General features: G+C 60.0%; 17 protein-coding genes and 1 pseudogene. 6 read left to right on the top strand and 12 right to left on the bottom strand.

The annotated features are described in order from the left end of the window. Positions 1–29: 29 nt before the first annotated feature. The gene (locus tag FGM15_09290; GenBank protein MBU3666051.1) at positions 30–3,764 is read right to left on the bottom strand and encodes a DUF4450 domain-containing protein; all 3,735 of its coding nucleotides are present in this window, start codon (positions 3,762–3,764) and stop codon (positions 30–32) included. A gap of 223 nt (positions 3,765–3,987) precedes the next feature. Then, positions 3,988–4,374, bottom strand: coding sequence for a prepilin-type N-terminal cleavage/methylation domain-containing protein (locus tag FGM15_09285; GenBank protein MBU3666050.1), 387 nt, complete (start codon positions 4,372–4,374; stop codon positions 3,988–3,990). Between the two features lie 153 nt (positions 4,375–4,527). Here FGM15_09285 and FGM15_09280 point away from each other — a divergent pair. Continuing rightward, positions 4,528–4,656: pseudogene (locus tag FGM15_09280) on the top strand (IS200/IS605 family transposase). Between the two features lie 156 nt (positions 4,657–4,812). Here the strand turns inward: FGM15_09280 and FGM15_09275 are convergent. The 6 genes from FGM15_09275 to FGM15_09250 form a co-directional block, all read right to left on the bottom strand. Then, a complete protein-coding gene (locus FGM15_09275) occupies positions 4,813–5,541 on the bottom strand; it encodes a hypothetical protein (protein MBU3666049.1) in 729 nt (242 codons plus the stop codon). 169 nt (positions 5,542–5,710) lie between these two features. Beyond that, positions 5,711–7,099 (bottom strand): MFS transporter, encoded by a 1,389-nt coding sequence (locus tag FGM15_09270; protein MBU3666048.1) that lies wholly within the window; start codon positions 7,097–7,099, stop codon positions 5,711–5,713. Continuing rightward, positions 7,096–9,213, bottom strand: coding sequence for a hypothetical protein (locus tag FGM15_09265; GenBank protein ID MBU3666047.1), 2,118 nt, complete (start codon positions 9,211–9,213; stop codon positions 7,096–7,098). Before FGM15_09265 ends, FGM15_09270 begins: the two co-directional genes overlap by 4 nt. 12 nt (positions 9,214–9,225) lie before the next feature. After that, a complete protein-coding gene (locus tag FGM15_09260; GenBank protein ID MBU3666046.1) occupies positions 9,226–10,722 on the bottom strand; it encodes a glycoside hydrolase family 32 protein in 1,497 nt (498 codons plus the stop codon). A gap of 131 nt (positions 10,723–10,853) precedes the next feature. Then, positions 10,854–11,696, bottom strand: a complete 843-nt coding sequence (locus FGM15_09255) for a hypothetical protein (GenBank protein ID MBU3666045.1) — start codon at positions 11,694–11,696, stop codon at positions 10,854–10,856. Between the two features lie 8 nt (positions 11,697–11,704). Continuing rightward, positions 11,705–12,514, bottom strand: coding sequence for a phytanoyl-CoA dioxygenase family protein (locus FGM15_09250; GenBank protein ID MBU3666044.1), 810 nt, complete (start codon positions 12,512–12,514; stop codon positions 11,705–11,707). Between the two features lie 71 nt (positions 12,515–12,585). On the opposite strand from FGM15_09250, the gene FGM15_09245 reads away from it, so the two are divergent. After that, on the top strand, positions 12,586–13,428 hold the full coding sequence (locus tag FGM15_09245; GenBank protein MBU3666043.1) for a helix-turn-helix domain-containing protein: 843 nt from the start codon (positions 12,586–12,588) through the stop codon (positions 13,426–13,428). Between the two features lie 93 nt (positions 13,429–13,521). Here FGM15_09245 and FGM15_09240 read toward each other — a convergent pair whose 3' ends face one another. From FGM15_09240 to FGM15_09225, 4 genes are all read right to left on the bottom strand, one after another. Further along, positions 13,522–13,908 (bottom strand): hypothetical protein, encoded by a 387-nt coding sequence (locus FGM15_09240; protein ID MBU3666042.1) that lies wholly within the window; start codon positions 13,906–13,908, stop codon positions 13,522–13,524. Positions 13,909–14,100: 192 nt separating this feature from the next. Then, complete coding sequence (locus tag FGM15_09235) at positions 14,101–15,441, bottom strand: IS1380 family transposase (GenBank protein MBU3666041.1); 1,341 nt, start codon at positions 15,439–15,441, stop codon at positions 14,101–14,103. Positions 15,442–15,676: 235 nt separating this feature from the next. Next, positions 15,677–17,032 (bottom strand): MFS transporter, encoded by a 1,356-nt coding sequence (locus FGM15_09230; protein ID MBU3666040.1) that lies wholly within the window; start codon positions 17,030–17,032, stop codon positions 15,677–15,679. A 197-nt stretch (positions 17,033–17,229) separates the two neighbouring features. After that, positions 17,230–19,557, bottom strand: a complete 2,328-nt coding sequence (locus tag FGM15_09225; protein MBU3666039.1) for an alpha-L-rhamnosidase — start codon at positions 19,555–19,557, stop codon at positions 17,230–17,232. 449 nt (positions 19,558–20,006) lie between these two features. Here FGM15_09225 and FGM15_09220 point away from each other — a divergent pair, with 449 nt between their 5' ends. From FGM15_09220 to FGM15_09205, 4 genes are all read left to right on the top strand, one after another. Beyond that, positions 20,007–20,189, top strand: a complete 183-nt coding sequence (locus FGM15_09220) for a hypothetical protein (GenBank protein MBU3666038.1) — start codon at positions 20,007–20,009, stop codon at positions 20,187–20,189. 126 nt (positions 20,190–20,315) lie between these two features. Then, positions 20,316–21,215: a helix-turn-helix transcriptional regulator gene (locus tag FGM15_09215; protein ID MBU3666037.1), complete on the top strand. Its 900-nt coding sequence runs from the start codon at positions 20,316–20,318 to the stop codon at positions 21,213–21,215. Positions 21,216–21,307: 92 nt separating this feature from the next. Then, on the top strand, positions 21,308–23,374 hold the full coding sequence (locus tag FGM15_09210; protein MBU3666036.1) for a right-handed parallel beta-helix repeat-containing protein: 2,067 nt from the start codon (positions 21,308–21,310) through the stop codon (positions 23,372–23,374). Between the two features lie 139 nt (positions 23,375–23,513). Beyond that, the coding region (locus FGM15_09205; protein ID MBU3666035.1) for a hypothetical protein at positions 23,514–24,669 on the top strand (1,156 nt) is incomplete at its 3' end.

The following is a 24,669-nucleotide window of genomic DNA, read 5'->3' as shown; positions in this document are numbered from 1 at the left end:
TTTGCCGGAGTGGTGAAGCGGGCCCTCCATCACTCGGCAAGTGTGAGGGCCATGAGCCCGACGACCACCTCGTTCGCCGTGGCACGCAGCGTGAGGGACTTCAATTCGCGTGAGGGATCCAGCGGCAAATCCAGAACAGTGGCCGCGCCACCGGAAATCAGATGAGACTCGATCTGGGAAAGCGCGCCGCCGGCATAATGGGTGGCACCAAAATACTCCTCTCCGGTGTCGAGCCTGATTCTCGGGGGACGTGGTGCGTCGATTTTGAAAGCGAAGTCATCGACAAAATAGTCCCGGTGCACCGGCCACCATGTTTCCGGGTTCCGTAGCGCGAGGCGCGTCTCTGTCCCATCGGCGTATTGGACAATAATTGCCCCGTTCTCAAACCGGCTCTGCATGTGCCAGGTGGAACCGGCCATGAGGAAATAGGCATGGGAGGCCGTCCCGCTTAGCGGAATGGTGATTTCCGCGGGGTAGGCATCCCATTGGCTGGTGAGTGCGATGTTCGGCGCGTCCTTCCCCGTCGGGATCTGGAAGGGAACGCCGCTGGCCAACCGGAAAACCCCGCCCTGCGAAGTCGCCTTGTCCCTCAGTCCCTTGTCATTCAAGCCCCCGACTTCCTGGAATTTTTTCCAGGCATCGGGATGACACCAACCGCCCAGCCCGGAAGTCGGAATGGACAGCGTGATCCCAGGCACATCCGGCGTGGGTGCCGCGAGGTCGAACTTCTCCATGGTGGCGGCCGGAAAATCTTTCCGGACATATTTGCCATCTTCAAACATCCCGGTGACACGCGCGTTGAAAATCCCCTGGAGGGGGATCATGCGGAAGCGGTCGGCCTCGGCCGCAATCCCCCAGTTCGCGACAGTCCCCTCGACAGTCCGCCCGGCGATTGTCACCGAGACGGGCTGACTGCCGGGCAGCGCCTTTCCTGCCGGGATGATAATCTCCTCGGAAAGCCCGCCCCCGCCCGGAATGTCCACCTCGTGGTTGCCTTTCCAATCGACGGTGGCAAGCGCCGCGGTTGTCTTGATTTTTCCGGAAGTGTTGTTGCGGATGCGGAAACGCAACGCACCGCTCTCATCGCGTGGGACCATGCGCCCGTCGGCTTCCGTCACAATGTCCAAAGCAGGACGGATTTCGAACTCCACCGGCATCCACCAAGTCCACTGGCCTTGGTTCACCTCGGCAAAAATGGTCCGATGACCGGGTGGCCCCGCGACCGTCGCCGTGAAACCTTTGCTCCAGCGGTAGACATCGGCAAGCGCCTGCTGTGGGTCTTTGATTTGCAAAAGCGTTGCGTCGCCGGTCGACACGCAGAATTCCTCTCCATTGGCAACGATGGCTTGGGGCGGCACACGCGGTCCGGAGGGATCCGGCCACACACTGCCGTCCCTGGAAACAGACGGCGCTTTGGCACTCCACGTGAGAACAATCTCCCCGCCGGCGACGGACTCCGGAACCTCGATGCGGGCCATCGGCATTCCGATCGCATCTGGCTCGTTCTGGACAGCGACCTTCTTTCCATCGATCTGCGCGGTGACGCCATCCCCGCGTGCGGGCACCACAAGGTGGACTTTGACAGGTCGACCGAACGAAGACCGAATTCGATAAGTGTCCGTCTGACCTTCTCTTTTGAATTCGAACGCGACCGAGGGATGTTTGAAGTCCGCAAAATCCCAATCTTCCGGCCAACCGGGGCGCAATGTCACTTCCCCCTGCAGCAGATTCGGCCGGATACCGAAAAGTCCCTCGGTGACCGTGCGACTCAGGTTTCCGATAAAGCCGAAATCACGGATTTTTTCCCCATTGTAGGCATCGAAGCTGAGGGTCATTCCCACGTTACCCGGGCAAATGCCACGGAACATGCCCTCGATCGTAGTGCCCATGAACAAGCTCCACGCCAAATCCCTGCGACCCGCCTCCCACGCAGCCAGCGCGGCGAGGTAGATTTCCCCGGAGGCCACAACGTTCACCGACCAGACGTAAGGCATCCACATGCTCGTCGAGGTAATTCGCCAGTCGCCTTCTGGAACGCCGGGTCCCTCTACCGCAATCTGAGGAAAATCCGTGCGGAGGGAACCTGCCACCATCCAAGCTTGGAAGGCATCGGGAACCTCCGAATCGATGGTATGATAAACCGTCCAGAGTGCGGCGGCGGTATGCGCCCTTTGCAGGCCAGCCGTATCGCGGTATTCCGCATACCGTCCCGACTCGGGAAGCCAGAGGCGCTCCTGCATCGCTTCGGCAATGCGCCGCGATTCTTCCTCGTAGGGAACAGGGTCCTCGCCGATCGCCGCAGCGATTTGTGCCGCCGCTTTGTTGTGGAAAAAGTTGTAGGCCGAAGTGTGGGTCACTCCGCCTCCGTTGTATGAAAGTGCGTCGCTGGCCCAGATCGCCACCACGGCATCGTAAAGTCCGTCCCGGCCGAACAGTCGCTTTTCACGGGCGAGGTGCTTTTTCAAAGCAGGCCAAATCTCACGGGCGAACTCCAGATCGCCGGTCCAGTCCAAATGCCGGATGAGCACATCCGCCACCGATGGGTTCCAATTGTAGATCCGGCCGTAGTCCTCATAGAAGTAGCCGTCGCTTTTGAAGCTCATCGCGGGCGTTTTCTCCGTGGGGTCTGCCAACTGCCGCGCGATCGCGAAGCGCGTGTGCTCGCGCGTCCGGTCATGCCGCCCCAAGGCATCTCCCGCATAAGCCGGCAGCCAGCCAAAGTAGCTCCTTCTCCAAGCGACATTCCCGTGGGCAAAACGCCCTTGCCCATCCCACAGGGCGTCCCCCGCAATATTCAGGGCCGGGACGAGAGCATTGACGTAAGGGTCCGGAGTGCGGACGGTTACCGTCCCTGCCACGGTTTGCTTCGCGGCGACACTTTCCTGAAAAAGGCTTTCGAGCTCCTCTCCGCGGGTCGTCAAAGAACCGCCTTTCGCGAGCAGCAGGTAAATCGGTTTGCCTGGCTTCATCGGAAGTTCTCCGACTGCCACAATTTGTTCCGCCCCTTGGGAATTCTTCAAATCAGCGGGCTTGTCCCATAAAGCGGCGTCCGCCGGCCGGAAAATCGCCGGCGCGGAAAACGCTGCAGAAACCTCCGTCTTCCCGCGCTTCAAAACGAATTGTTTCTCGTCGCCCGCCAGTATTGTCCCGTCACAATCCCCGGGCCGGAGCTGGAAATGCGAGGCGATGTCCGTATAGCCGATATCTCCCCGAAAATCGACGACCCCCGTAGCACCGCCGAAGCCCCACAACAAATCGACTCCCTCCTCCCCGCCCTCCCGCAGAATCTGAAACACGGCGCCACCGGGAACTCCGGCCGCCGGCACCGCCACGACTTGCACAGATCCGCTCCCCAGCAGGGGGTCCGAAATCCGATAGACCATGCGCCCCTCCACATAAGTGGCTGTGACGGATCGCGCATCCTGCAACCAGAGGGCCTTGTCCCCCGCGCTCAGCCCCAACCGCAACACCCCGCCCTTGCCCGGAAGATAAAGAGCGAACTCCGGGCGGTCCCCTGCATCCAGCCGAGCTCCGTCATGCCCGATGTAAAGCGGACGGTTGAACCTTTCCTCCCCGTTGGCGATGGAAAACCCGCCATCGACCGGCTGGTAGCGCATCGGGCGGAGAAGTTTTCCCTCGCTCACCGGTTGCGGCGCGGAATTTACTCCCGGTCGGTAGGGCGAGTGCAGGTTTGTTTTTTCGTCCGCAGCAAGACACGCCCCCGCGACAAAGAGTGCGAGTAAGACAAAAAAAACGGTTTTCACTTTAAGTTGGTCGTCGGAGAACGTCTGTGCAGTGAAATTGGCATTTACGGCTGAGGCGGGAGAGGCAGGCAAGCGCTACTATCCACATTTGTCGGAGTAGTGGTTGGCTCCGACCGGAAGCGTTTCCACGTGCCACTCGAAATAAAGCGCCACGGACACTCGCCATACAGGGGGTTCGGAAGAAGTTGCAAGGCCGGCCCAACCGGGGTGCCGGCAATGAATTTCAGCTGTGCATCGAGATCCATGACAGCCGATTGCTGGCACGGTGTGGCGATACGTGGAAGCTTGATGCCCGGCGCGGCTGGACTGCTTCCAAGTGCCCGCCGCAGAAAGGGCTTGCTGGCAGTGCCGGGCACATGATTCGTGGCCGCAAGATTGTCTCCGCCTTGGACGCCACACCGCTGGCTATGTCCGAAGACTTCATCATTCGCGCACCAAGCGGAAACAGCAAAGCCGCCAATAGGGCGATAACAGCCACGACGACGAGCACCTCGACGAGCGTGACTCCGCGTTGGAACCAAGCATAACGGAATCCCGAAGCATGGCCGGTGAAACATAGAACTGGGGTGCATTGCTCCCGCAACGCGCTTTGACAACGGCATATTGGCAAAACCTACCCGCCGGCCCGCTGATCAACAACTGCCCGAGCCGCAGGCCAAATTAACATTTTCGCCAATTCCAATGACAAGGGATCGAACCGACGAATTTCCGCATCCGCGTGCTTTGAGTGAAAACGGGCAGGGCGCCTCTCCGCAACGGCCAGGGGAAACATCTCTGGGGCAGGGGATACTTGGCGGTAAGCTCGGTCAACATCACCGACGTAATGATAAAAACTTACATCGCCGAGCAGGAAGGAGAGCCTGTCCACGATGATGGTCAACTTCTGATTGACGATATGCCGCCGAAGGCAAACCTGCCGTCTTCCACACGGCAGTTGTTTCAGTGGCACTATTCGGTCACTGAACTTTGATGTAGACCCGTTGTGCGTGGCCTTCGAGGCGGTCCACCATGAGATCGTCCAAGAACAACCCGCGGCGGCTGCCGATATTCACGGGTTTGGCGGATGGAGGTGCTGCGATGCCCCAGCTGCAACTGCCCAGAGCTGTCCGTCCTTGCGGTGTATGTCGGTATGGAGATTCCGGTAGATGACGGTGCTGTCCACAGCGCGGACGGCGCGCCAGGCATCGTCCTGGCAGGATGCGATAAACAGGCCGCCTTTGGTGTCGCCTAGCCATAGTTCCGCAGCGCCGGAGGTGTTTGCGGCCACTGAGAGGAAATTCCCTTCAAGAACCTTCTGTATGCCCTCCGGGATGCCACTACTGTCCGCGGAGATTTCATACAAATCCCCGGACCCACTGATTGCAAAATACCGCCCGTCATGGGTTGTGATATCGACCATCGGTTGCTCAAAATCCACCGCGCGGAAATTTGTCCCCGCGCGCCGGGCCTTCCAACCGTCACTCCAAGCGATTACATCGATCCCGCCGTCCCGCAGCAGCGCCAAGGCAAAGTCACCAGCAGTGGCCTCGGTCACGGCCACATAATCTCCGCTTAACAGTGGCACCTCCTGCCATCCGTCGCTGTAGCAGAGCCATACAATCCCGCCATCAGAATTGACGGCGTAGAGATCGTTGTTCCCGGCACCACCATTTTTTCTGGCAGCCAAGTCGAGGTAATGTCCGGCGGCGGATTGGAAGGCGACGGCAAGACCCGGAAGATCCCTCCCTTCCACGCCCCCGCTCGCCTTGGCGGTAAAAATGCGGGCGGGTTCGTTCACACTGGGTGCAACACTCGCGAATTCTCCGGGAACCCGGGTCGCCGCAATCCAGTCCTTTCCGGAGCGTTCTATGTAATCAATATCTGCGAACACCGTAGTGGTCATCGCGCCAACGATGGAGAGTGAAATGAAAGTCCGCCACGTGCAAGCGGCCTTGGTTGCGTGGTGTTTATCCATTTTGTTTGAGCAGGCTTTGTTGAATCTCATGGTGGCGTTGGCGGGTGATCGGGTAGAGCATTGCCAGAGCCGTGGCCAGAGCGAAGCAGAGTGCGGGGAGTCCTGCGAAGGCCAGGCGCAGGGCGCTGACGGTCTGCGGGGCTTGTTCGGTGAGTGCCTTGTCGAAGCCGAGCGCGTCGAGAAGGACCCCCGCGAGGCCGAGACCAACGCCCGCTCCGGCCTTCATGCTGAACGAATAGACTGCTCCGTAAAATCCCTCCCGCCGGGCCCCCGTCCGCAATTCATCCTCGTCGCAGACATCGGCAATGCACGAGTTGCTCAGCACCCAGACCGCCGCCATTCCCGGCGCTAGAAATAACGTCCAGAGGAGCTGCAGATACGGCAGCGCCGGTGTGAAATAAAAATAGCTGAGAAGAATGCCAACACTAATCCATGCCAATCCGGCGATCAGGATCGTGCGCTTGTCAAAGCGGGTTGCCAGCCAACCGCACACAAAAACGAATCCGACATTCAGCACGGAAAAAATTAGGTCGCCCCAGAAGACCATCTGCGCGGAGGCCTTCTGGTTCATCCCTTGCAGATAGGCCATGTTGAGAAAAAGCATCCACGAAACCAGAAGCAGCATGCCGACCAGACTGCACACGATTATGCCGCACAACAGGAGCATGCTGCGATTCCGCAGGGTGAACGCCAAGGCGCGGAAAAACGGAATGCCGGCGGGCGCGGCCTTCCGTTCACGGGGAAGCAGTGCGGCGGGCACGGCCAGAGCGAGAATAAGCACGCCAACGACCGGTCCGACCCAGCGCGCCCCCGCCGCAGCGTTGTCGGGATGGATCCAATAGCAAAGCGGCAACACCGCAGGAATAATCAGGAGGCTGATCGTGGCACCGATTCCCCACTTGAAGGTCATGACGCGCGTGCGCTCGTCATAGTTGTCGGTCATCTCATAACCGAGCGCGTTGTAGGGCACGTAAAAAACCGTGTAGGCGGCGTAGTAAAAAATGGCGGCCACCGAGAAATACACTGCCAGCGCATGCGCATCCAGTCCGTCTGGCATCCGCCACATGACGGCGCAAAACAGCGCGGTGAACGCGGCGCCCAGCAGCACAAACGGTTTCCGACGTCCCCATCGCAAACGGGAATTGTCCGAAATGGATCCCATCACCGGGTCGCTCACCGCGTCAAAGATCTTCGATCCCATGAGAATCATGCCGATCACCGACGCGCTTACGCCAAGCCCTAGGTGATAGACCGGGAGGGCCAGCTTGAGGATGACGTTGGCCATCAGGATTTCTGATCCTCCGCCTAGGCCATAGGCGATTTTCTCACGCAGAGGAAGGGATTCCCTGAGTGACTTGTGGGCGGCCGGTGCATGGCTCATGGCTGATGTTTTTCCTGCTCGCCGAGAACGCCGGCATTGACGAGGCGCAAACCCGATCCGCTCCGGTTCCTGCCAAAATCGAACCGCACCCAGGATGCCTTCACCGGGTCAAACCGGCAGCGGCTTCGCGTCCGCATGTCCTTTCCTGAAATCACGGCGACTTGCTTGAAGTCCTTGCCATCATCGGAGATGGAAATGGTCACACCCTCCGGCATGCGGGAGGCGGCGTTGAACTGTCCGTCTCCGGGGAAAAAGTCCACAAACGCACCATAGAGCCGACGTTCTTTGCCGAGCTGGATCGTGAATGACTCGTCCTGTTCCCGGTCGCTGAAAGTGATGCCTGAAACGGTGTCTCCGTTGATGAGGTTTTCGAGCCGGTTCGGACGATCGGGCAGCACGGCATTGGCTTCCGCCAGGGCGGATGACGACGAGATGCGCGCCCCGTCGAAGGTAAAGGACGCGCAGTTCGCGCGCTCCTCCACCCGCTGGAACACATCCAGCAGCTTCTCGCCGCCGGGCAGGCTTTGGAGCCGCTTGAAGACGTCTCCACCGGCAGCTTTCCGCGGATGTTTCCGACCGTTTTCATCCATGAACCAGTGATGCAATGTGACGACGTCATCCCCGCGGCGCTCCAACTCCTGGATCGCGGCAAGCGGCAGGGTGCGCTCGAGCACATAAATCGGGGTTCCCGCCGGCAGGGACGAAAGCTCATCGGTCAAAACCAGCTCCAACTCCTCGGGCTTCATGTGATCGCTGATGTGCATGAACGCATCGATGAAATTCAGGTCCGAGATGGAGTAGGACAGGGTCTCTTCGGGAAAATAGACATGGATCGAACCGGGCTGGTATTTGGCGTAGCGACTGCGGTTGGACTGATAGGTGTCGTATAACTTACGCCAGGCTTTGCCATTTTCTTCGCGGCGGGTTCCATCGTCTTTGATCAGCCCCCAGAGGTCCCACTTCCCGCACCAGGCCAGTGCGCCTGCGGAGGGACCGCCGACATCGGCGACGAGTTCGAACGAGCGGGGCTTGATGGCCGGAACCTCGGCAATGAGCAGCTTTTTGTCTTCGGCTGCCGCAAATTTGGAATACGTCCGGTAGTGGGAATAATATTCCAGGGTGTCGCTGTAGAGATCGCCGGACAATAAGTCGCTGGTGATCGCTGCGGTGCGCATCGTGGCGTTGCAGCGCGGAACGGATACGGTGCGGATGTCTGCGAGCCCGCCGAGTTGATTGAGCAGGCAGGGACCGGTCCACAAGGCACCCGGTGCCTTTTTGTGCAGATAATCACGGAGTTCGGTGAGCGCCTCGCGATGCATCAGATCCATGGCCTTGCGCAGGTCGAATGTCCGGCGACTGTTTATTGCGGCTGGAGCCACAACCCCACGATTGTAGCTCTCCGGGCCACGGCTCATCAGCGCGGGCACTTCGACTTCCGAAAAGCTGCCGTATGTGGACTCCCACGCGGCATTCAGCGAGGCGATCTTTCCATCATACATCTCCGCGAGCTTCTGGCGGAATGCCTCGGGAAAACGCGGGCTATCCTCGTGTTTGTAGGAGTTCCACCACCAATCCTCATACCAGCCGTAAAGAATGCGGTCGCCGTATTTTTCGGTCAGATGATCCATGATGAGCTTGGTGAACCAAACCGCCCGTTCGGCATTTTCGGGCACATGCAGAGACATCCATGTCTTGGATGTCCAGTCCGCCGTATGCAATTCGGGCGACGGGCAGACGTTGGGCGTGAACTGGTGACGGATCATCCAATCCATCAGCTCGTCGAGGCTTCGCCAATCGGGCTTTCCCAGTGCCGCAGGGTCGAATTTCCCATCCGGAGTCCGGGTCAAAAATCGCTTTTCATCGATGCCGACTTCGCCGGGATACACCGGAAAACGGATCGTGTTGCAGCCAAGGCTCTTGAGCCATTCCGCATCGGCATCGGTCAGCGGCCAGCTCTTCATCGCCGATCCAGGCGGGCCGACGTTCAGTTGATTGACCCCGAAAATCACCTCCGGAATCGGCGGCAGTTCCTTGGGTTGGGGGGCTTCCGAGGCGGTGATGGCAACGGGCATGGATCCGGCCAGCAGTGATAGAATCAGTGGGATGGTTTTCATAGATGGTGTCAGTTACTTGGTTTCCTCAAACTTGATGGAATACAGGTCTGCGTCCTTCATCACGAAGCGCAGCCGCACCGGCTTTCCGGCGAGAGCGCTGACGTCGGTTCCGGATTTCCAAGTCACCTTGCGATCGATCTCGTTGCCGATCTGCATCTGGCAATCCTCGACGGTAAAGCCCGGGATCGGCTTGCCGTCGGGTTCCTCGATCGCCACTTTCACGCCGCCGGCGGCCGAGGTAGAGAAGTTCAGGGTCAGCTCCCGCCCGGCGAAGACGATCGGCTTTGTGATCGCATATCCGCCGCCATAGCCACAGTGGAGCGAGGCGAATCCATCGACCCGCAGCGAATAACGGCGCAGGTGGGCGGTTGGCTGGGCATAATCCTGGTTCACATAGACCGACACCTCGGCCGGGCCGGTGGGAACGACATTCAGCGCGGGATAGTTCGACCGCGAAACCCAGTTCTTCGCGCCGATGCCGCCGCGGATGAAGCCTTCGGGAAAGGTGCGGTCGTAGACGGCGAGATGATCGGCGCCTTCAGCCGGGCGGGTCGTCATGAAGATGGCGTCTGAGATGTCCTTGAAATAGTCGGGGTTCACATTGATCGCCTTCGCCTGATCGGCAGTGAGGACCTGGCGCCCCGGCATGAAGCGTGCCGCGATGGCCACGTAGAGATGCGGCGCCCGAAAATAAGGGCTCGTCTGATTCGTGTAGATATGCTCGACAGGTGCTGGACCATCGGGGGTCCGATACCCGAGCAGGATCGGCGGGGTCCATGTGAGGAAGTCGCTGCTTTCGCTGCGGGCGATGCGGCGGATGCCGTCGCCATCCCAGACGCGGTAGTAGGCCACGTATTTGCCCTCGGCCTCCGACCAGAAGGGCACGTTCTGCGAGTCGAATATGTATTTGTAGGGAACTGTCTCCCTCGACATGACCGGCGCGGCGGCCATTCTCTCCCAGCGATAGCCGTCAGCCGATTTCCAGGCGGCGATGCCGCTCTCGACCGTTCCGCCGAAGGCCTTGAAATGCTCGGTCTCGGGCACTCCGGGGCGTGTGTCGCGGAAGGGGCTGAAATTGTGGCACGATTGGTTGGCGTTCATCAGCACGATGTTGTTGGCCTTGGTGCCGTTGGCCTCGTAGAGGTCGAGTTCGGGCTTGGTCCAGTTGCGGCCGTCCTTCGACTCGGCGACGCAGGTCACCTCGTCCTTGCTGCCGTCACGGCTCGCGACCGGCTTGCCACGGTAATAAGCGCGCAAACTGCCGTCCGGGAGCTGGATCATGGTCACCATGCCGCTGAAGGGCCCCTCCCACGGTTTGTCGAAGGCAAAGGCGATGCCCTCATCGCGAGGTGTGTGGATCTGGAGGCGAACGCCGCTGAGTTGATCGATGAGGAACCGATCGACGAAGAGCTCGCGCCGGTTACCGATGTCAATCGGATCGGCGGCGTGGGCAAGGAGGCTGGTGAAACCGGTGAGCAGCAGGAGCAGGGTTATCTTCATGGAGCGGATGGGTTGGAGGATGGGAGTTTCAATATGGTGAGGGTGAAGGCCGTCGTCATTGGTGTCCGGGGCAAAAATCGCTTTTCATCGATTCTGTCACTTACTTGGTTTCGTCAAACTTGAAGGAATACAGGTCCGCGTCACCAGTCATGTTCTTTTCGCGTGTGGGGAAGCGTGGCAAAGCGTTCCAGCAGCAGGCTCCGCATCCAGATATTGATTTCCCATGCATCCGCCACCGGGTGGTTTTCAAACGGGGTGCAGGGCATGTAAGGCGGCGGGCCGAACTCGGGTGTGATGGTAAAAGCCTTGTCGCCCCGCTCGCGGGCGAGTTCGAGCATCCGGCCCCACCAGTCGCAAAAAAGTTCGGTCCATGCCTGCCATTCCGGGGCGCGGGGATCGGAAACCTGTGGCCCCTCGGAATGTCCCACGCGGGCATGAATGTGCCTGACTCGCGGCAGGATGGCGGCGAGGTTCTCCGGCTGGTCTTCCAGCGTGGATTCATGCACGCAGACGAAATGAGAGAGGTCGGCGGTAATTTGGAGTTCGGGCAGCGCCTCGACATAGCGCCGGGTTTCCGGCAGATGGAACAAGGCGTGGTGCCGGTGCGTCTCGACGCAGAGCGGCACGCCATGCGCCGCCGCCAATTCGCTGCCCAGTCTCAAGATCTCCAGATTGTCTGCAAACGTCAGTATGTCGCGGCCAAGATGGGCGTTGATTTTAAGCGGCCCGAATTCCAAGGCGCGCAAATACTCCTGTTCCAGCGCGCGGATCTGGCCGTCAAGCGACCCGTGCCGGACGGCAATCTGCCCGATGAGTTGAAGTTCGTATTCGGCATGCAAATCACGACACTCCTCCGGCGAGACCGGCAGCCCGCCGAGATAAATCTCCGTTGCCTGAAACCCGTCCTGCGCCACTCGTCCGAGAAAATCCCGGAGGGGAAGGGACCATGCCTCCCACTTGGATTTGGCGGTGACGATTTCCATGGCTGGGGTCAGTGACCGTTCTTGCCGTGGGCGTTGCGGGTTTGCACAAGGTCCTCATAGGACCGCGCCGGATCGGCGTAGCGCTGGTTGGCGAGGTCGCGGCCGCGGGCCAGATAGATCTGGTGATACTTGCGGGCCGAGTCCGAGAGGCGCGTTGCAGAGGACATGAAGCGCATCGTGTAGCCGCAGCGGCGCAGCGTGGACGTGTTGGGCTCGCTGCCGTGGATGATGCGCGCGTCGTGCAGGCTGGCATGGTTCGGTTCGAGTTCAATCGCGACGGCCTGCGACTCGTCGCGCTGGGACTTGGTCACCTCGGTGGGGAAAATGTTTTTTGTGATATCCGTCGGGTCGTAGTCGGAAAATCCCATTTTTCCGGTGTTGTGGGTGCGGGGGATGACCTGCATGCAGCCGTTTTCAAGGCGGGAGGGATCGATCGCCAACCAGACGGTGACGACGTTCATCGAGGAAGGCAGCATGGTGCTCCAATAGGCCGAGTCCTCGTGCCACGGCACGCGCTTGCCGTTGCCCTTGGGCTTGCAGATGAAGTGGCTCGAAAACAGCGCGATGTCCGGCCCGATGATCGGCTCGACCAGATCAAGCACCTCATCGGCGAAAAGCCATTCGAACAATGCCGGATCCGCGAAGTGCGGCACATCCATGCCCTCGGGCCGCTGGTCGGACGGTAGTGCCGCGAGCTTCGCCTCGAAGTGGGCCTTGAGTTTTTGAAATTTCTCCGCGGGAAAGATTGTTTCCTGTGGAATGACATAGCCCTCACGCTGGTAGTGGGCGACTTGATCCTTGGTGAGTCGTGGTTTCATCGGCATCAAACTAATTCAAATCGGGGGTTGAATTCTTCCCTGCATCTGACATTTTTTTCCTCTGTATTGACATGATTGTTGTGTTGAAACTTGACGGTTACCTCCGGCCCGGAGAGATATTTCATTTGCAAAGCGATTTGCGGACGAGTCGCTGGGGGGTTTCGATGCACACGCATTGCTATGCGGAGGTGTTCTGGATTTTTCAAGGGAAGGCCCGCCATCACGTCAATGGCGTGACACTCGATCTGGGTGCGGGTTCGGTGGTTTTCATCCGCCCGCACGATGTGCATAGCGTGGAAAAACTGCCGCATGGGCCGCTGGGCTTTGCAAACCTGGCCTTTTCCACCGAACATCTGCGCGAAATCCAGCACCGTTATTTCCAGAACGATCCTCTTTGGCCGTGGTCCGAAGCCAGCCTGCCGGAGATCAGGGTGTTAGAGCGTGCGCAACTCGACCGGCTGCGCGACTGGACCGGCGAACTGGCCACGGCATCGCGAAGCGCGCGTGAGCTGGATCGCTTTTTGCTGAGCCTGCTGCACCTGATCGCGGTAAGTGCCGGAGCCCGGACGCTGCCGACGGGAATACCGGACTGGCTGGCACGCGCATGCCGGGGCATCCGTGAGCCTGAGGCCATGCGGGAAGGAGTGCCGGCATGGGTGCGTTTGTGTGGACGTGGCTCCGAGCATGTGGCGCGGACCACCCGCGCCTGGCTTGGCGTCTCTCCGACGGAATACGTCAACGCCGTGCGACTGCAGGCTTTCGAGTGCCAGCTTCGCTGCACCGCGACTCCGATCATCGAGCTTGGAATGAGTGTGGGCTTCGAGAGTGTCGGCCATCTGTATGCCCGCTTCAAAGCCCGCTACGGCATGCCGCCAAACCGCTACCGCCGAGTTCACTGGGGCCAGCTAGTCTGATCGATGCCACCGGAGCCACCACCATGTCCCCTGTGTACTACCGAATTGGAATCAAAGGCTACCGGGTGCTCGGCAGCGAGCACAAAGAACAACTCAAAGTCCATCTGGCTGTGAGCCGCAGAGTGGAGGTGCGCTGCCCTTGCTGCGAAGGCTCGAGCCTTCCCACATCATTTCCCGCGGGTGCATTCCGAATTCGGACATGTAGCGTGAAAGCCGCTGGCCGGGCAGCGGGCGCCAGTGCCATTTGTAAGGCAGGTGTTCCTTGCCGACGAGCGCGGTGCGGTAGCCTTGCGGATGCTTCAACTGCGCCCACCAGAACGGGCGGAACAAGTCGTGCCATGCGTGACGTTTTTCAAAAGAGTAGATCCCGTTGTGGTGCGCTTCGATCGCAAGCGGACGGCATCCGCGCGAGGTGGCGCACTGCGGCACGGAACAATACGCCTGATTGAACCTGACGCCTCCGGCGGCGCGCCGGTCCAGCGCGAGCGACTGCGCATGAGGGTTGAGCCGCTAGCCCGCATATTTCATCGGTCGATTATTTTGGCGGTTTGCGCCGGGATGATTGAGCACCGGAATGATTTTGGCGTGTTTTTTGCCGTGGGCGCGTGATTGGGGCACACCGCCCCTGATCCCCGTTGTTTTTTTCGGTGCCGGGGACAGCACCATGACCGGTCAGGCCGAGTTGAGGCGCCCGAGCATGGTGGCAAAGAGTTGCTGGTGGGGATAAGCGCTGGAAAAGAGCAGGCGGATGCGGCGCGTGTTGCGCAAGATGACCGTGCCGATCTTGAGCAGCTTGAGCCGGATGGTGGTGACTTGGGCGCGGGCCAGTTCGGTGCCGGCCAGGGCGATGCGGCGCATGTATTCCATGAGCACATAGGCCGCCGAGGACAAGAGCAGGCGGAACTGGTTGGCCCACCAACCGTGGCAACTGGTGCGGTCGGCGAAGAGTCCGAGTTGTTGTTCCTTGATGCGATTTTCCATCTCTCCGCGCGCGCAGTAGATCTCATCGTAGATCTTCTGCTCTTCGCTCTCCAAGCTGGTGAGGATAAAGCGCGGGTTGGCTCCCTTCTCGGTGTGCTCGGCTTTGGCGACGACCGAGCGCGCCCGATCCCAGCTCTTGGCCGCATACGCCAAGCGCACGAAGTGCCGTTGCTTTTCCTTGGTTTGCTCGAAGGCGGCCGCTGCTTGCGCCATCGGCTTTTCAAGTAACGCCAGCAGGCGCTCGTTCTTGGCCAAGCCCACCACGTAATCCACCCCGCTCTTCTCACACCACCGCAGCATGCGCCAACGGCAAAAGCCCGAGTCGCCGCGGAAGATGATCTTCACCTGCGGCCACTCCTGGCGCAGGCGCGTGACCAACAACTTCAAAATAGCCCACGCATGCCGGGCGGGATCTTGATTGCTCGGCCGCAGGTAACTGACCAAGAGTTGCTCGCCGCAAAAAACGTAAAGGGGCAAAAAACACCAGTCGCCATAGTAGCCGTGAAAAGCCCGGCCCTCCTGCTGCCCGTGCACCCGGTCATCGGTCGCATCAAAATCCAGGATCAGTTCGGACGGAGCCTCTTGGAAGCTTTGGATGAACAACTCAACCAGGACCTTCGACATGGCCCAAGCCGTCTGCCGGTCAGCGCGTCGTTCCAAACGACACAACGTCGGACTGCTGGCCAGTTCCTGCCCGCGCTCCACCGCACTCTGCCACAGCAAGTCCTTGCGCAAGGTGTCGTGGTCGTTGAGATCCTCGTAACCCAAGGCCAGTCCGTAAATGCGCTGAGACAAAAGATCGCGCTGCCGGTGCACCACCTGATCGGCCTCGCGCGGATCCTCAATCACCGCATCCAAGGCGGCGATCAAACCCAGCTTCTTGTCCGCCAAGCGCAGCGCCATCAGCCCGCCATCACTGGAAACGTCCCCACCGGTAAAACTTCCCTCGATTTTCCGACGATCAAAGCTTGGAAAAACAAAAAGTTCCGGTGCACAATCTGTCCGTAGCGAAGCTCCAACTGTTGTTTGCATAACACCAACAACATTAGCAGGTTACCTGCGGAGCTTCGCTACTTTTTTGCTGCCTGCGTGAAATATCCGGGCTAGCAGCCCACTGTGTCGAGCCGTCGGTCATCGGATAAAATCAGCAGGACATTCGGCTTGGCGGATTGTCCGACCGCGATGGCCGCGCCCGTTTCCACCAACCGGCATGTGAGCAGCGCCGCAAGCAGGATGTGGGAATGGAAAGATACCATATTGCGGGCTTTCAGGACGTTTGGGGCGGTGATCCGTGGTTTGGCAGGCGGAACCGGGCCATGGCGAAATACGCGATCACCAGGCCGATGCTCGGCACCACGGCGAAGAGGATGCGCATGTTGAAAAGCGGACGGCCCATCGCCTCGTGCGGCATGGCGGCATCAAAGCCGCAAACGACGAGGATGTAGCCGGTGAGCAGCAGCGCCACGGAAGCGCCGATTTTCACCGCGTTGCCGTAGAGCGCGGACAAGGTGCCCTGGCAGCTCTGGCCGGTCGCGCGCTCGTAATAATCGCTGATGTCGCCCAGATACGCCGGCATGAGCAACCAGAATCCGACGAGGCAGAGGTAGATGCCAAGATCGCTGATCATGCTCAGGTAGGGATTGAGCGGCGTGATGAGATACCACATCGAGAGGCTGGAGACCACCCCGGTGGCCAGCATGATGTTGAAGATCCGTTCCTTACCGAAACGCTTGGCCGCCATGCCGATGAGCGGACATGCGATCACCGCGGCGATCATGGTGACGGTCGCCTTGACCGCCACCACCAGCGACGCCTGCTTGAGATCGCCTTGGCAGGCGTGAAACGCGACCAGATAGAAACTCAGGTGGCTGACGAGGGTAAAGCCCACCATCGTGCTCAGCAATGCCGTCAGGATACGGCGCGTGGGAGCCAGCGACAGGAGTTTCCGATAGATCCCCTTCTCGACCGGCTCGGAGCCCTCATGGCTGCTGTGGCGGTGGAGCCCGCAGCGCAGCGTGGTGACGATCACCGCCACGCCACAAAGCGTGACCAGCAGGCCGAAACCGATCCCTGCCCAGCGCATGCCGATCGCGGGCGAGGAAAACCATTCCCGCTGGCAGAACCAATAGATCCAACTGATGACGATCTGGCTGGAATTGGCGAATGCGGTGCGCGCGGTCATCACGCCGATGCGGTCGGGCCCGGCCACACTGGCCTCGATGGTAAGGCCGGCGTAGGGAATGGCGAAAAACGAGTAGCAGGTGTAAAACAGAAACGCCGTGACAATGAGCCAGATTCCCAGCGCCTGTTTGGACATGCCCGCCGGGGCCCACCACATGGCGATGAAGAACACCAGACTGCCGAGCAGGCCGAAGGCGATAAAAGGCAAACGCCGGCCGAAACGGCTGCGGGTCCGGTCGCTTGCAGCGCCGATCAGCGGATCGATGAGGAGTTCCCAAAACCGCGGCACGGCCATCGCAATGCCGACCAGCACCGGACTGACGCCGAGGCCGACATTGTAAATCGGATTGACCAGTCCGAGCGGCGCGTTCTGGAACGAGTTTTCAACGGCGCCGCCTGCGCCCAGCCCGAGGTGTTTCCAGATTTTTCCGGTGGGTTTCATGGTTCAAATGCCGTTTATCTATCAGCTCTTCACCGCATCACCGGGCGGATCGGAAATTTTGCCGTGAGAGGAGTCGCAACAGGCGGATTGTCGGGGAGGTTCGGCTTCATCGATGGCTTCCAATCAAGAAAGCATCCTAGCCGCAGGAGGCGCTTCTTCCTACCGGTGTTTTGTGCTATTCACGGTTGTTTTTTGTTTCACGCTCCCTCGGATCCGGCGATGAGAAATTCCGATTTTCCAGGTTTCAAATCCACCGGCGGGCGGGAGGCCAAAAGCAGTTCGCCGGAGCAGCCTTCCGGAACGGAGATGGTCAGGCGGTATCCCTCCGCAAATTTTTCCTGACGCATTTCCAGGACTCCGCCGCGCGCGGGCACCGTGCAGTCGAATTGTTCCAGCAATCCGATGCGGGGAGCCATGCGGAAGCGTTCGAAGCCGGGAGCGAGCGGGCTGATGCCGGCGATGTGTTCGGCCATGAGGGTGAGGGGGCCTCCCGCCCAGCCGTGGTTGTATGTTCCACCACCGTATTTGGCCGAGTTGGCGTCGCCAAACGACCAGGATTCCCACAGCGTGCAGAACGGGCTTTCGACCATCGGCCGGTATCGGCTCTTCATCCGCGCAAGCGCCTGCTCCGGACGGTCCATCATAAACAGCGCCTCCAGCACGTATTTCTCCATGTAGGGACTTGCCTCGAACCTCCTCAAAAAGAGGTCGCCAAGGGCAGGGAAAAAATTTTTTTGAGCGAGTCCTGCGACGATCGCCAGTGCCTGGCCGCGGTCGTCCGGTTCGCCGTCATGCCCCGGCGACCGGTATTCGCGGCCTGTCCAGAAAATGCGGTTAAAGCTTTCCTTCAGCCCGTCCATTTCCGTTTGGCGGGCAAGTGCCGCAGCCTCGTCTCCCAGCAACGCCGCCATGTCTCTTGCCGATTCCAGCGCCATGTAAAACCAGGCGTTGATCAGCACCGGCATGTCCTTGTTTTCCCCCCAGTCGCCCCAGTCCCATCCCCCGGTGCGGCGGATGACCAATCCGTCGGTCCCGATTTTCCACAGGTCGAGATAGCGCGTCACCGCAGGATACGCACGGGCGATGGTCTCCCGGTCCCCGGTATGGCGGAAATAATACCAGAACCCGTATTTGCCGATGGCGGCGCGCATCTGATCGGGCAGTTCGAGAAACCAGTTCCCCGCCGGCACCGGGGAGTAGAGCACGCCGTCCGGCTTCTGCCAATCGACCAGGTTATGGACGGCCTTCCGGATGGCGGAAAGTCCGGCTTCATCGCAGGAGTGCACGATCATTCCAATGAGGATGACGACATCCCCCCACCATTGGGCGCGCTCGCGGTCGGGGTCCTGGATGCCGTCGCGCATGTTGAGAAGCATCGTGTTGGCGGACTTCCTCCACAGGGAGTTGAGGAACTCATCCGAACATTGGAACCGGCCGGTGACCGCCGTATCAAAATGCGAGTGGCGGTATTTCAGCTCCAACACCCTGACCCCCGAAGGAAAGTCGTAGATCACCTCGTGGCCGGTGAGGTAGGCGGGGCTTTCAAATTCCTGAATTCCTTCTTTGGTGATGTAATCGACCCGCACGTTGTATTCGCTGCCGCCGCGATAATTGTCGGTGAAGATCGAGATTTTCAGGCCGGGCTTCGCATCGATTTTCAGGGCGGGGCAAACCGAAAGGTTGCCCGGCAGCCGGGCGCGAAGCACCGAGTTTTCGAGCCAGTTGTTTTTTTCGGGAAAATCGGCCTCGTTGGAATAAGGCAGCAGGCCGCCAAAGCGCCAGAGCGGCACCGGGCGACGGACAAGCCGGTTCCAAGGATGCGTCGGTGGGCGGCCCAACTCGGAGGCATTGTCCCATGCCGAATCATCGAAACCGCAAGCGTTCCAGCCGGGCATGTCGAGCCGGGCATCAAAATGGATGTTGGATTCCGGCAGCCGGATATTGGGATACGGCGGGGCGGACTCCCCGAACCCCGGATGCACCCGCACCTTCCATGTGCGGTCGCTGAGCAGCGGGCGGCCATCGAGATCCCCCTCGAAAACCATCGCCGCCACTCCGCTGGATTTGTGGCAGAATCCCTCCTTCCCGAAATACCACAACAGCACGCACAGGGTGTTTTCGCCGGGCCGCAGATACCGCGCAATGTCGATCTCGTCGTAATACGTGTCGTTCGGAGTCGGCCCGCGCTTGAGCTGGCCTTCATGCACTACCAGTCCCCCGTTGATCCACAGCCAGTATTTCGAGTCCGCCGCGATGCGCACGCGGGCCGACGCCGGCTTCGCATCCAAAACCACGGTCTTGCGGAAGCAAAGCCACAGGTTGGAACGCTTCAATTCCAGTGCCCACACACTGACCCACTGGGCATTCCATGTTTGCTCATCCCCTTTTGAAGCAGGCTTCATGAAATCGCGGCGCTTGAACCCATCAGGGGAAGATGGGGCTGCATTGCAGGAATCGCCGGGGCAGCAAAAGGATTCTTTCTGCGGGGATTGTTGGGGAATTGTTAACGAACGGCTCTTTTCCATAGCTTCAAAAGCCGGGGCCAACGCTAGCCGAAGATGCCCCGCATTCCTACGGGCGATTTGTGCTGTCTGCGGTTTTTTTCCTCATGGGACCGGGATGGCCTTCCCCTCCCCCGCACTCAAACTGGACAGCAGGGCGGCGGCCAGGGACAATGTCGTTTGAGTGGACTTCGGTGAAGTCATTTCCCGCCGTGCAGGCAAGGGGCGGCGGGCCTCCGGTTCATGCCGCTGCGCGCCTGTAGGCACCGGGGTTCATGCCGTAGCGCCACAAAAAAAGCCGGTTGAGTAGAGTAGCTACTCTACTCATTGCCGCGCCCTTTTGGTCTTGAAACGAAGGCGGCACGGATATTGCGTCTTGCCATCCGGCAACCATGTCGGCAATCCGCCATGGTTGTCACCAAGGCTGAGACGTTCTATGCGGAAGAGAGGCGGATGAGGATTCAACAACCCATTTGCGCGCGCAAGAAGGTCCACAGAACGGTGATACCATATTGCTGGACACCGGCACCACCACCCGTGAATTGGCCTGCCTGTTGGTCCGGCGGGATCATTTGACGGTGGTGACCAATGATTGGGTCGTGGCCGGCACGCTGGAGAACGTCCCCGGGATCGATGTGTTCCTGCTCGGCGGCTGAGGCGCAACGATCGCCAGGTTTCCGATGCGAATGCCACCGGCCGGTTTTTGATTGTCCTGCCAGAAGGGGAAATGTTCTTTGACCTTATCGGAATTCCTCCGATGAATAACAATCGGCGCGTCTCCCATGCTCGAACAGGAATTGACCCGGCTCTTATCCGTCAAGCGGCGGATGCCCAGCCCCTACCGGGGGCAGCCACGGCTTTTTTTCGGAGCCGGGCGGCTGATGAAGGGCGAGGATTATGATTGGGACGGCCTGAAGCGCAACCGGCCTCCGGAGCATCCCCAACTGCTCTTCCAATACACGTTTAGCGGATGCGGGCTTTTCACCCGCGCCAATAAGCAGCACCGCATGGAAAAGGGTCGCGCCTTTTTCGCGGTGATCCCTTCCGCGCATGTTTACAAGCTTCCACCGGATTCCCCCGGGTGGAACTTTTTCTACCTAACGTTCCAACATCCCCACACCGTCAGCCGCATCGCCGCGGCTCTCGAGCAGCATTGCGGCGTGATCGAGCTCGACGAGCGGCATCCTCTTATCACCAAGAGCGCGGATCTGATCCGGCTCACGCAAAACGGGGTGTTTGCCGACAGCTACGAGGAGGAGGCCCACATCTTCGACTGGATGTGCGCGGCCGAACGCGAACTGAGGGAACCCGCTGCCTCGCCCAAGGAGAGCCATATTTGGCAGAACCGGGTGCTCGCCGTTCTGAACAAAAATCCCGCCGCGCCGCCATCGATCGAGGAACTGGCCGCTTACTTCGATCTCACCCGCTCGCATTTTACCCGGATTTTCAAAGATAAGACCGGCGACAGTCCCGCGGCGTTCATCACCCAGTTCCGCATCCACAGGATCGAGCAGGATCTGCGCCTCACCGGCAAAACCCTGGAGGAAATCGCCTGCGACCACGGCTATGGCGACACCAGCCGATTGTGCAAGGTCTTTCGCAAAAGCTATGGCATGAGCCCCGGTGCCTACCGCAAGCTCAACTGTCGTCGCTCCGGTGCTCCGGATGGCGCATCACGCTGAGATCCGCCTCACAAAACGACCCGGAACAGCACAAATCTTCCGTAGGAATGGGGCGGTTTGCATTCGTAGTATCCGGACAGTTCATAAAAATAATGAGAACAACCAATGTCGGGATGAACCGCGATGCTGGCTGCCCGGGACGCCGAAGCGTGTGCGTGATTTTATCTCTCATTGCGGCAGGCGCATCCGTCATGTCGGGTTGCAACAACAATCCGGAACAGCCCAAAGCAGGCGAACAAGCTGAGAGCGTGCCGGATCACCACAGCGACGCGCATCTCCAGCGGGTTTTGAACTGGACTGATGCCGAACGCCAGGCCGCCTCCGACGCGGCGCGCAAAGTGCAGCAGGACCTCAATGCGGCGATCGCGGCGAAGGCGCCACATTTCCGCATCCCCCCAGGCGATTACACCGAGTGGATGGTGCCGGGGCAAGGCGGACACCGCAGCGTGCTCACGGTGACCGGCGCGGAGAACATGCGCATCGATGCCACCGGAGCCACCATCTGGACCTCCGGCGAACAACCCTCATCGGCCGCGGTGTTTGACACTTGCAGGAACATCACAGTGAGTGGTCTCACCATGGACATGATCAGGGCGCCGTTCATCCAGGGAGTCGTCTCGCAGATCATTCCCGATGGATTCTCTGCCGGAAACGACAAGATCATCGTCGATGTCGAAAAAGGGTTTTCCAGCAAATCGGCCGGCGTCGGCCGCCAATGGCACATGCGCCGCGACGGCGGCGTGATGCCTTATCCCGAGAAGCTCAATGCGATGGATGACCCCGATCTGCCGCCCGGCAAGGCGGCGTGGATCTATCGCGGGAATGCAGCGGGTGCTGTTGAGATCGGCGACCGTCTTTCGGTTCACGACAAAAACAACAGCGGCGGAGTGGTGATCCTCAACTGTGGCGGCATGCACTTTACGGATTTGACCGTCTTTTCATCCGGCTCCTTCTGTGTCTGGGAAAAAGGCGATCGGGCACCGGGCGGAAACACCTACACGCGGATGAAAATCATCCCGCGCCCGGGTTCCACCCGCATCGGTGTCGGCGCGGCCGACGGCTTCCATTCCTTCAATCAGCACAAAGGGCCGATGCTGACAGACTGTGAGATCGCGCGAACCCACGACGACGGCATCAACATCCACGGCTTCATCAACGTGGTGGTGGATGTCCTTCCCGATGGCCGCTGTGTCCTGGCCAGCATCCATGGCCGCGATTATGACATCGGCACCGAGTTGATCCTCCGCCAGGCTCCCGACATGAAGCCGCTGGCCACGGCTAAGGTGACCGCATGGGAGGCATTTGACAAAGCCGAAGGGCTCAAACTCTACGAGCGGATGCAGGAGCGCTACAAACAAGAGTTCGGCACGCCGATCCGCGACGTGATCAAACCCGAATTCTGCGCGGTCACCCTCGACAGCCCGGTGGAACTTGCAGTCCTCGACATGGCCATCTCCCAAGAATACACCGGACGCGGCACCCGCATCACCAATCTTCACATGCATGAAGGATGCAACCGCGGCATTTTGCTCAAAGCCCCCGACTCGATTGTCGAAGGAAGCCGATTCGAAAACATCAGCTTTGGAGGCCTGTCGCTGGCCACCGGAGTGACGGAATTTCTCGAAGGCGGCCTTCCCAGCCACACAAAAATTCTCGGCAATACCTTCACCAACTGCGGGCCGAGCGTCTTCGGCTTTGATTTTGCCGATGGAGTGATCTGGGCGGCATGGGGCGCGATCTCGCTGTCGCCCTGCCTGCCGCCGTTCCACCAGGAAGCCTTTCTCCACCTGACTCCTCAAATCCTCTACGAAGACATCGAGATCCGGGGCAACCGGATCATCGACACCCAGGGCCTGCCCATCTTCATCGGCAACAGCCGTGGCGTGACCGTCGCCGACAACGTGATCGTCCGGCCCTTCCAAGCTACGCCTGAAAAGCTGTGCTTCCTCGACCTGACCCGGCCAGGAGTGATCGAGCAAAAATTCGCCCCGCCCGTGCCGGGGGAGCTGATACCCGTGCTGCGCGAGCCGTTTTACGGCATCTTTATTTCCGCCAGCGATGAGGTCACCCTCACCGGAAACCGTGTCGAGGAAGCGCCGCCGTTCTTCAAGGGCCTGCATGTTGCCGGACCATGGAACGGAAAGATCCACGTCCCATAACCACATTGCTGAAAATTCTACCCATCCTCTTCCTTGTGCCATCACACTGATGAAAACATCAACCCCCTTTTTCCCGCCCTCCGGTCCGGCTCAATGGCTCTTTCAGGGGCCTGTCGCCAAAAGCAACCTTTTTAGCAACATGAAAAAAACAACCAAGACAGTCATTGTGGCACTCGGGTTACTCATCGGAGGCCTCGCGCAGGCAGAAGTTTTCGACGATTTTTCGACGGGGAATCTGATGGATAATTGGTCCACCACCTCGACCGACACCGGCTTGAAGTGGACGATCGAAGATGGGGTGCTGGCCTTCAGTTCCGCCGCCACCTGGCCGGGGTCGGCCACCTATGTTTCCCGGAGGAAGGATTTCAAGCTGGCTGGCACACCCGAAGAACCGCTGGTCGTGTTCATCGAACTGCCGGCGAATGCATTTTCCAAGCAGACCACCGGCACCGGGCAGCATGAGGCCTTCACGTTCGGGGTCATCGACGCCGACGATCGGGCGCTGGCCGGCACGATCAACTACACTGCCGCCGACTCTGGCCTGAGCGGAAACATCACGCTTGCCGTCACGGGGCTCGAGCCGGCCGTGAACTGGCATTTTTCGCCGCTGCATGCGGGCGACAGGCTGGTGCTCACGTGGGATGGTTCGGTCGCCAGATTTCTGCGCTACGATTCGCAGACCAAGGCGGTGCATGATATGTGCCTTCCCGTATCCACGCCTGCAGGATTCCGGTTCGCCGATGATTCCGGCGCCTTGTTCATGAAGTATGCCTCCCGCGCGGGAACCCCGTCCGACGACGGTCGGGCCGCCTTGGATTCCATCGGCGTCGCCCACGACGACCGTTTCGCCTCGAACAGTCCGCGCTCGGCCGACGGATCGCTGCAACTGCTCGAGGTGCGGAAAATCTGGGACCAGGCTCCGCACAATGGTTTTACCGGCCTGATCCGTTTCAAGGATCAATGGTTTTGCTGCTTCCGTGAAGGCCGGATTCACGAGTTTGACGTCAGCGGCAAGCTGCGGGTCATCCGCTCACGCGACGAGGGCCAGACCTGGGAATCTGCGGATCTCCTCGCGTGGGAGGGCGGGGATGTGCGCGAGGCGGGGCTTTCGATCACGCCGCACGGAGAGTTGCTGGCGACCGCGGGAGTGAGTCTGACCGCGAATCGTCCGCAATCCACGACGTGGCTGTCGGCAGACGGGGAAACCTGGCGCGGGCCGTTTGTCGATGAGCAGCACAATCCGACCTGGCGCTGGAAGACCACATGGCACGGCGGTCAGGGCTATAGCGTGGCCT

It is taken from the genome of Chthoniobacterales bacterium, assembly GCA_018883245.1.
GTDB lineage: Bacteria > Verrucomicrobiota > Verrucomicrobiia > Chthoniobacterales > JACTMZ01 > JACTMZ01.
Note: the sequence above shows the minus strand (reverse complement) of the source record. Positions and strands in the feature narration are given on the sequence as shown.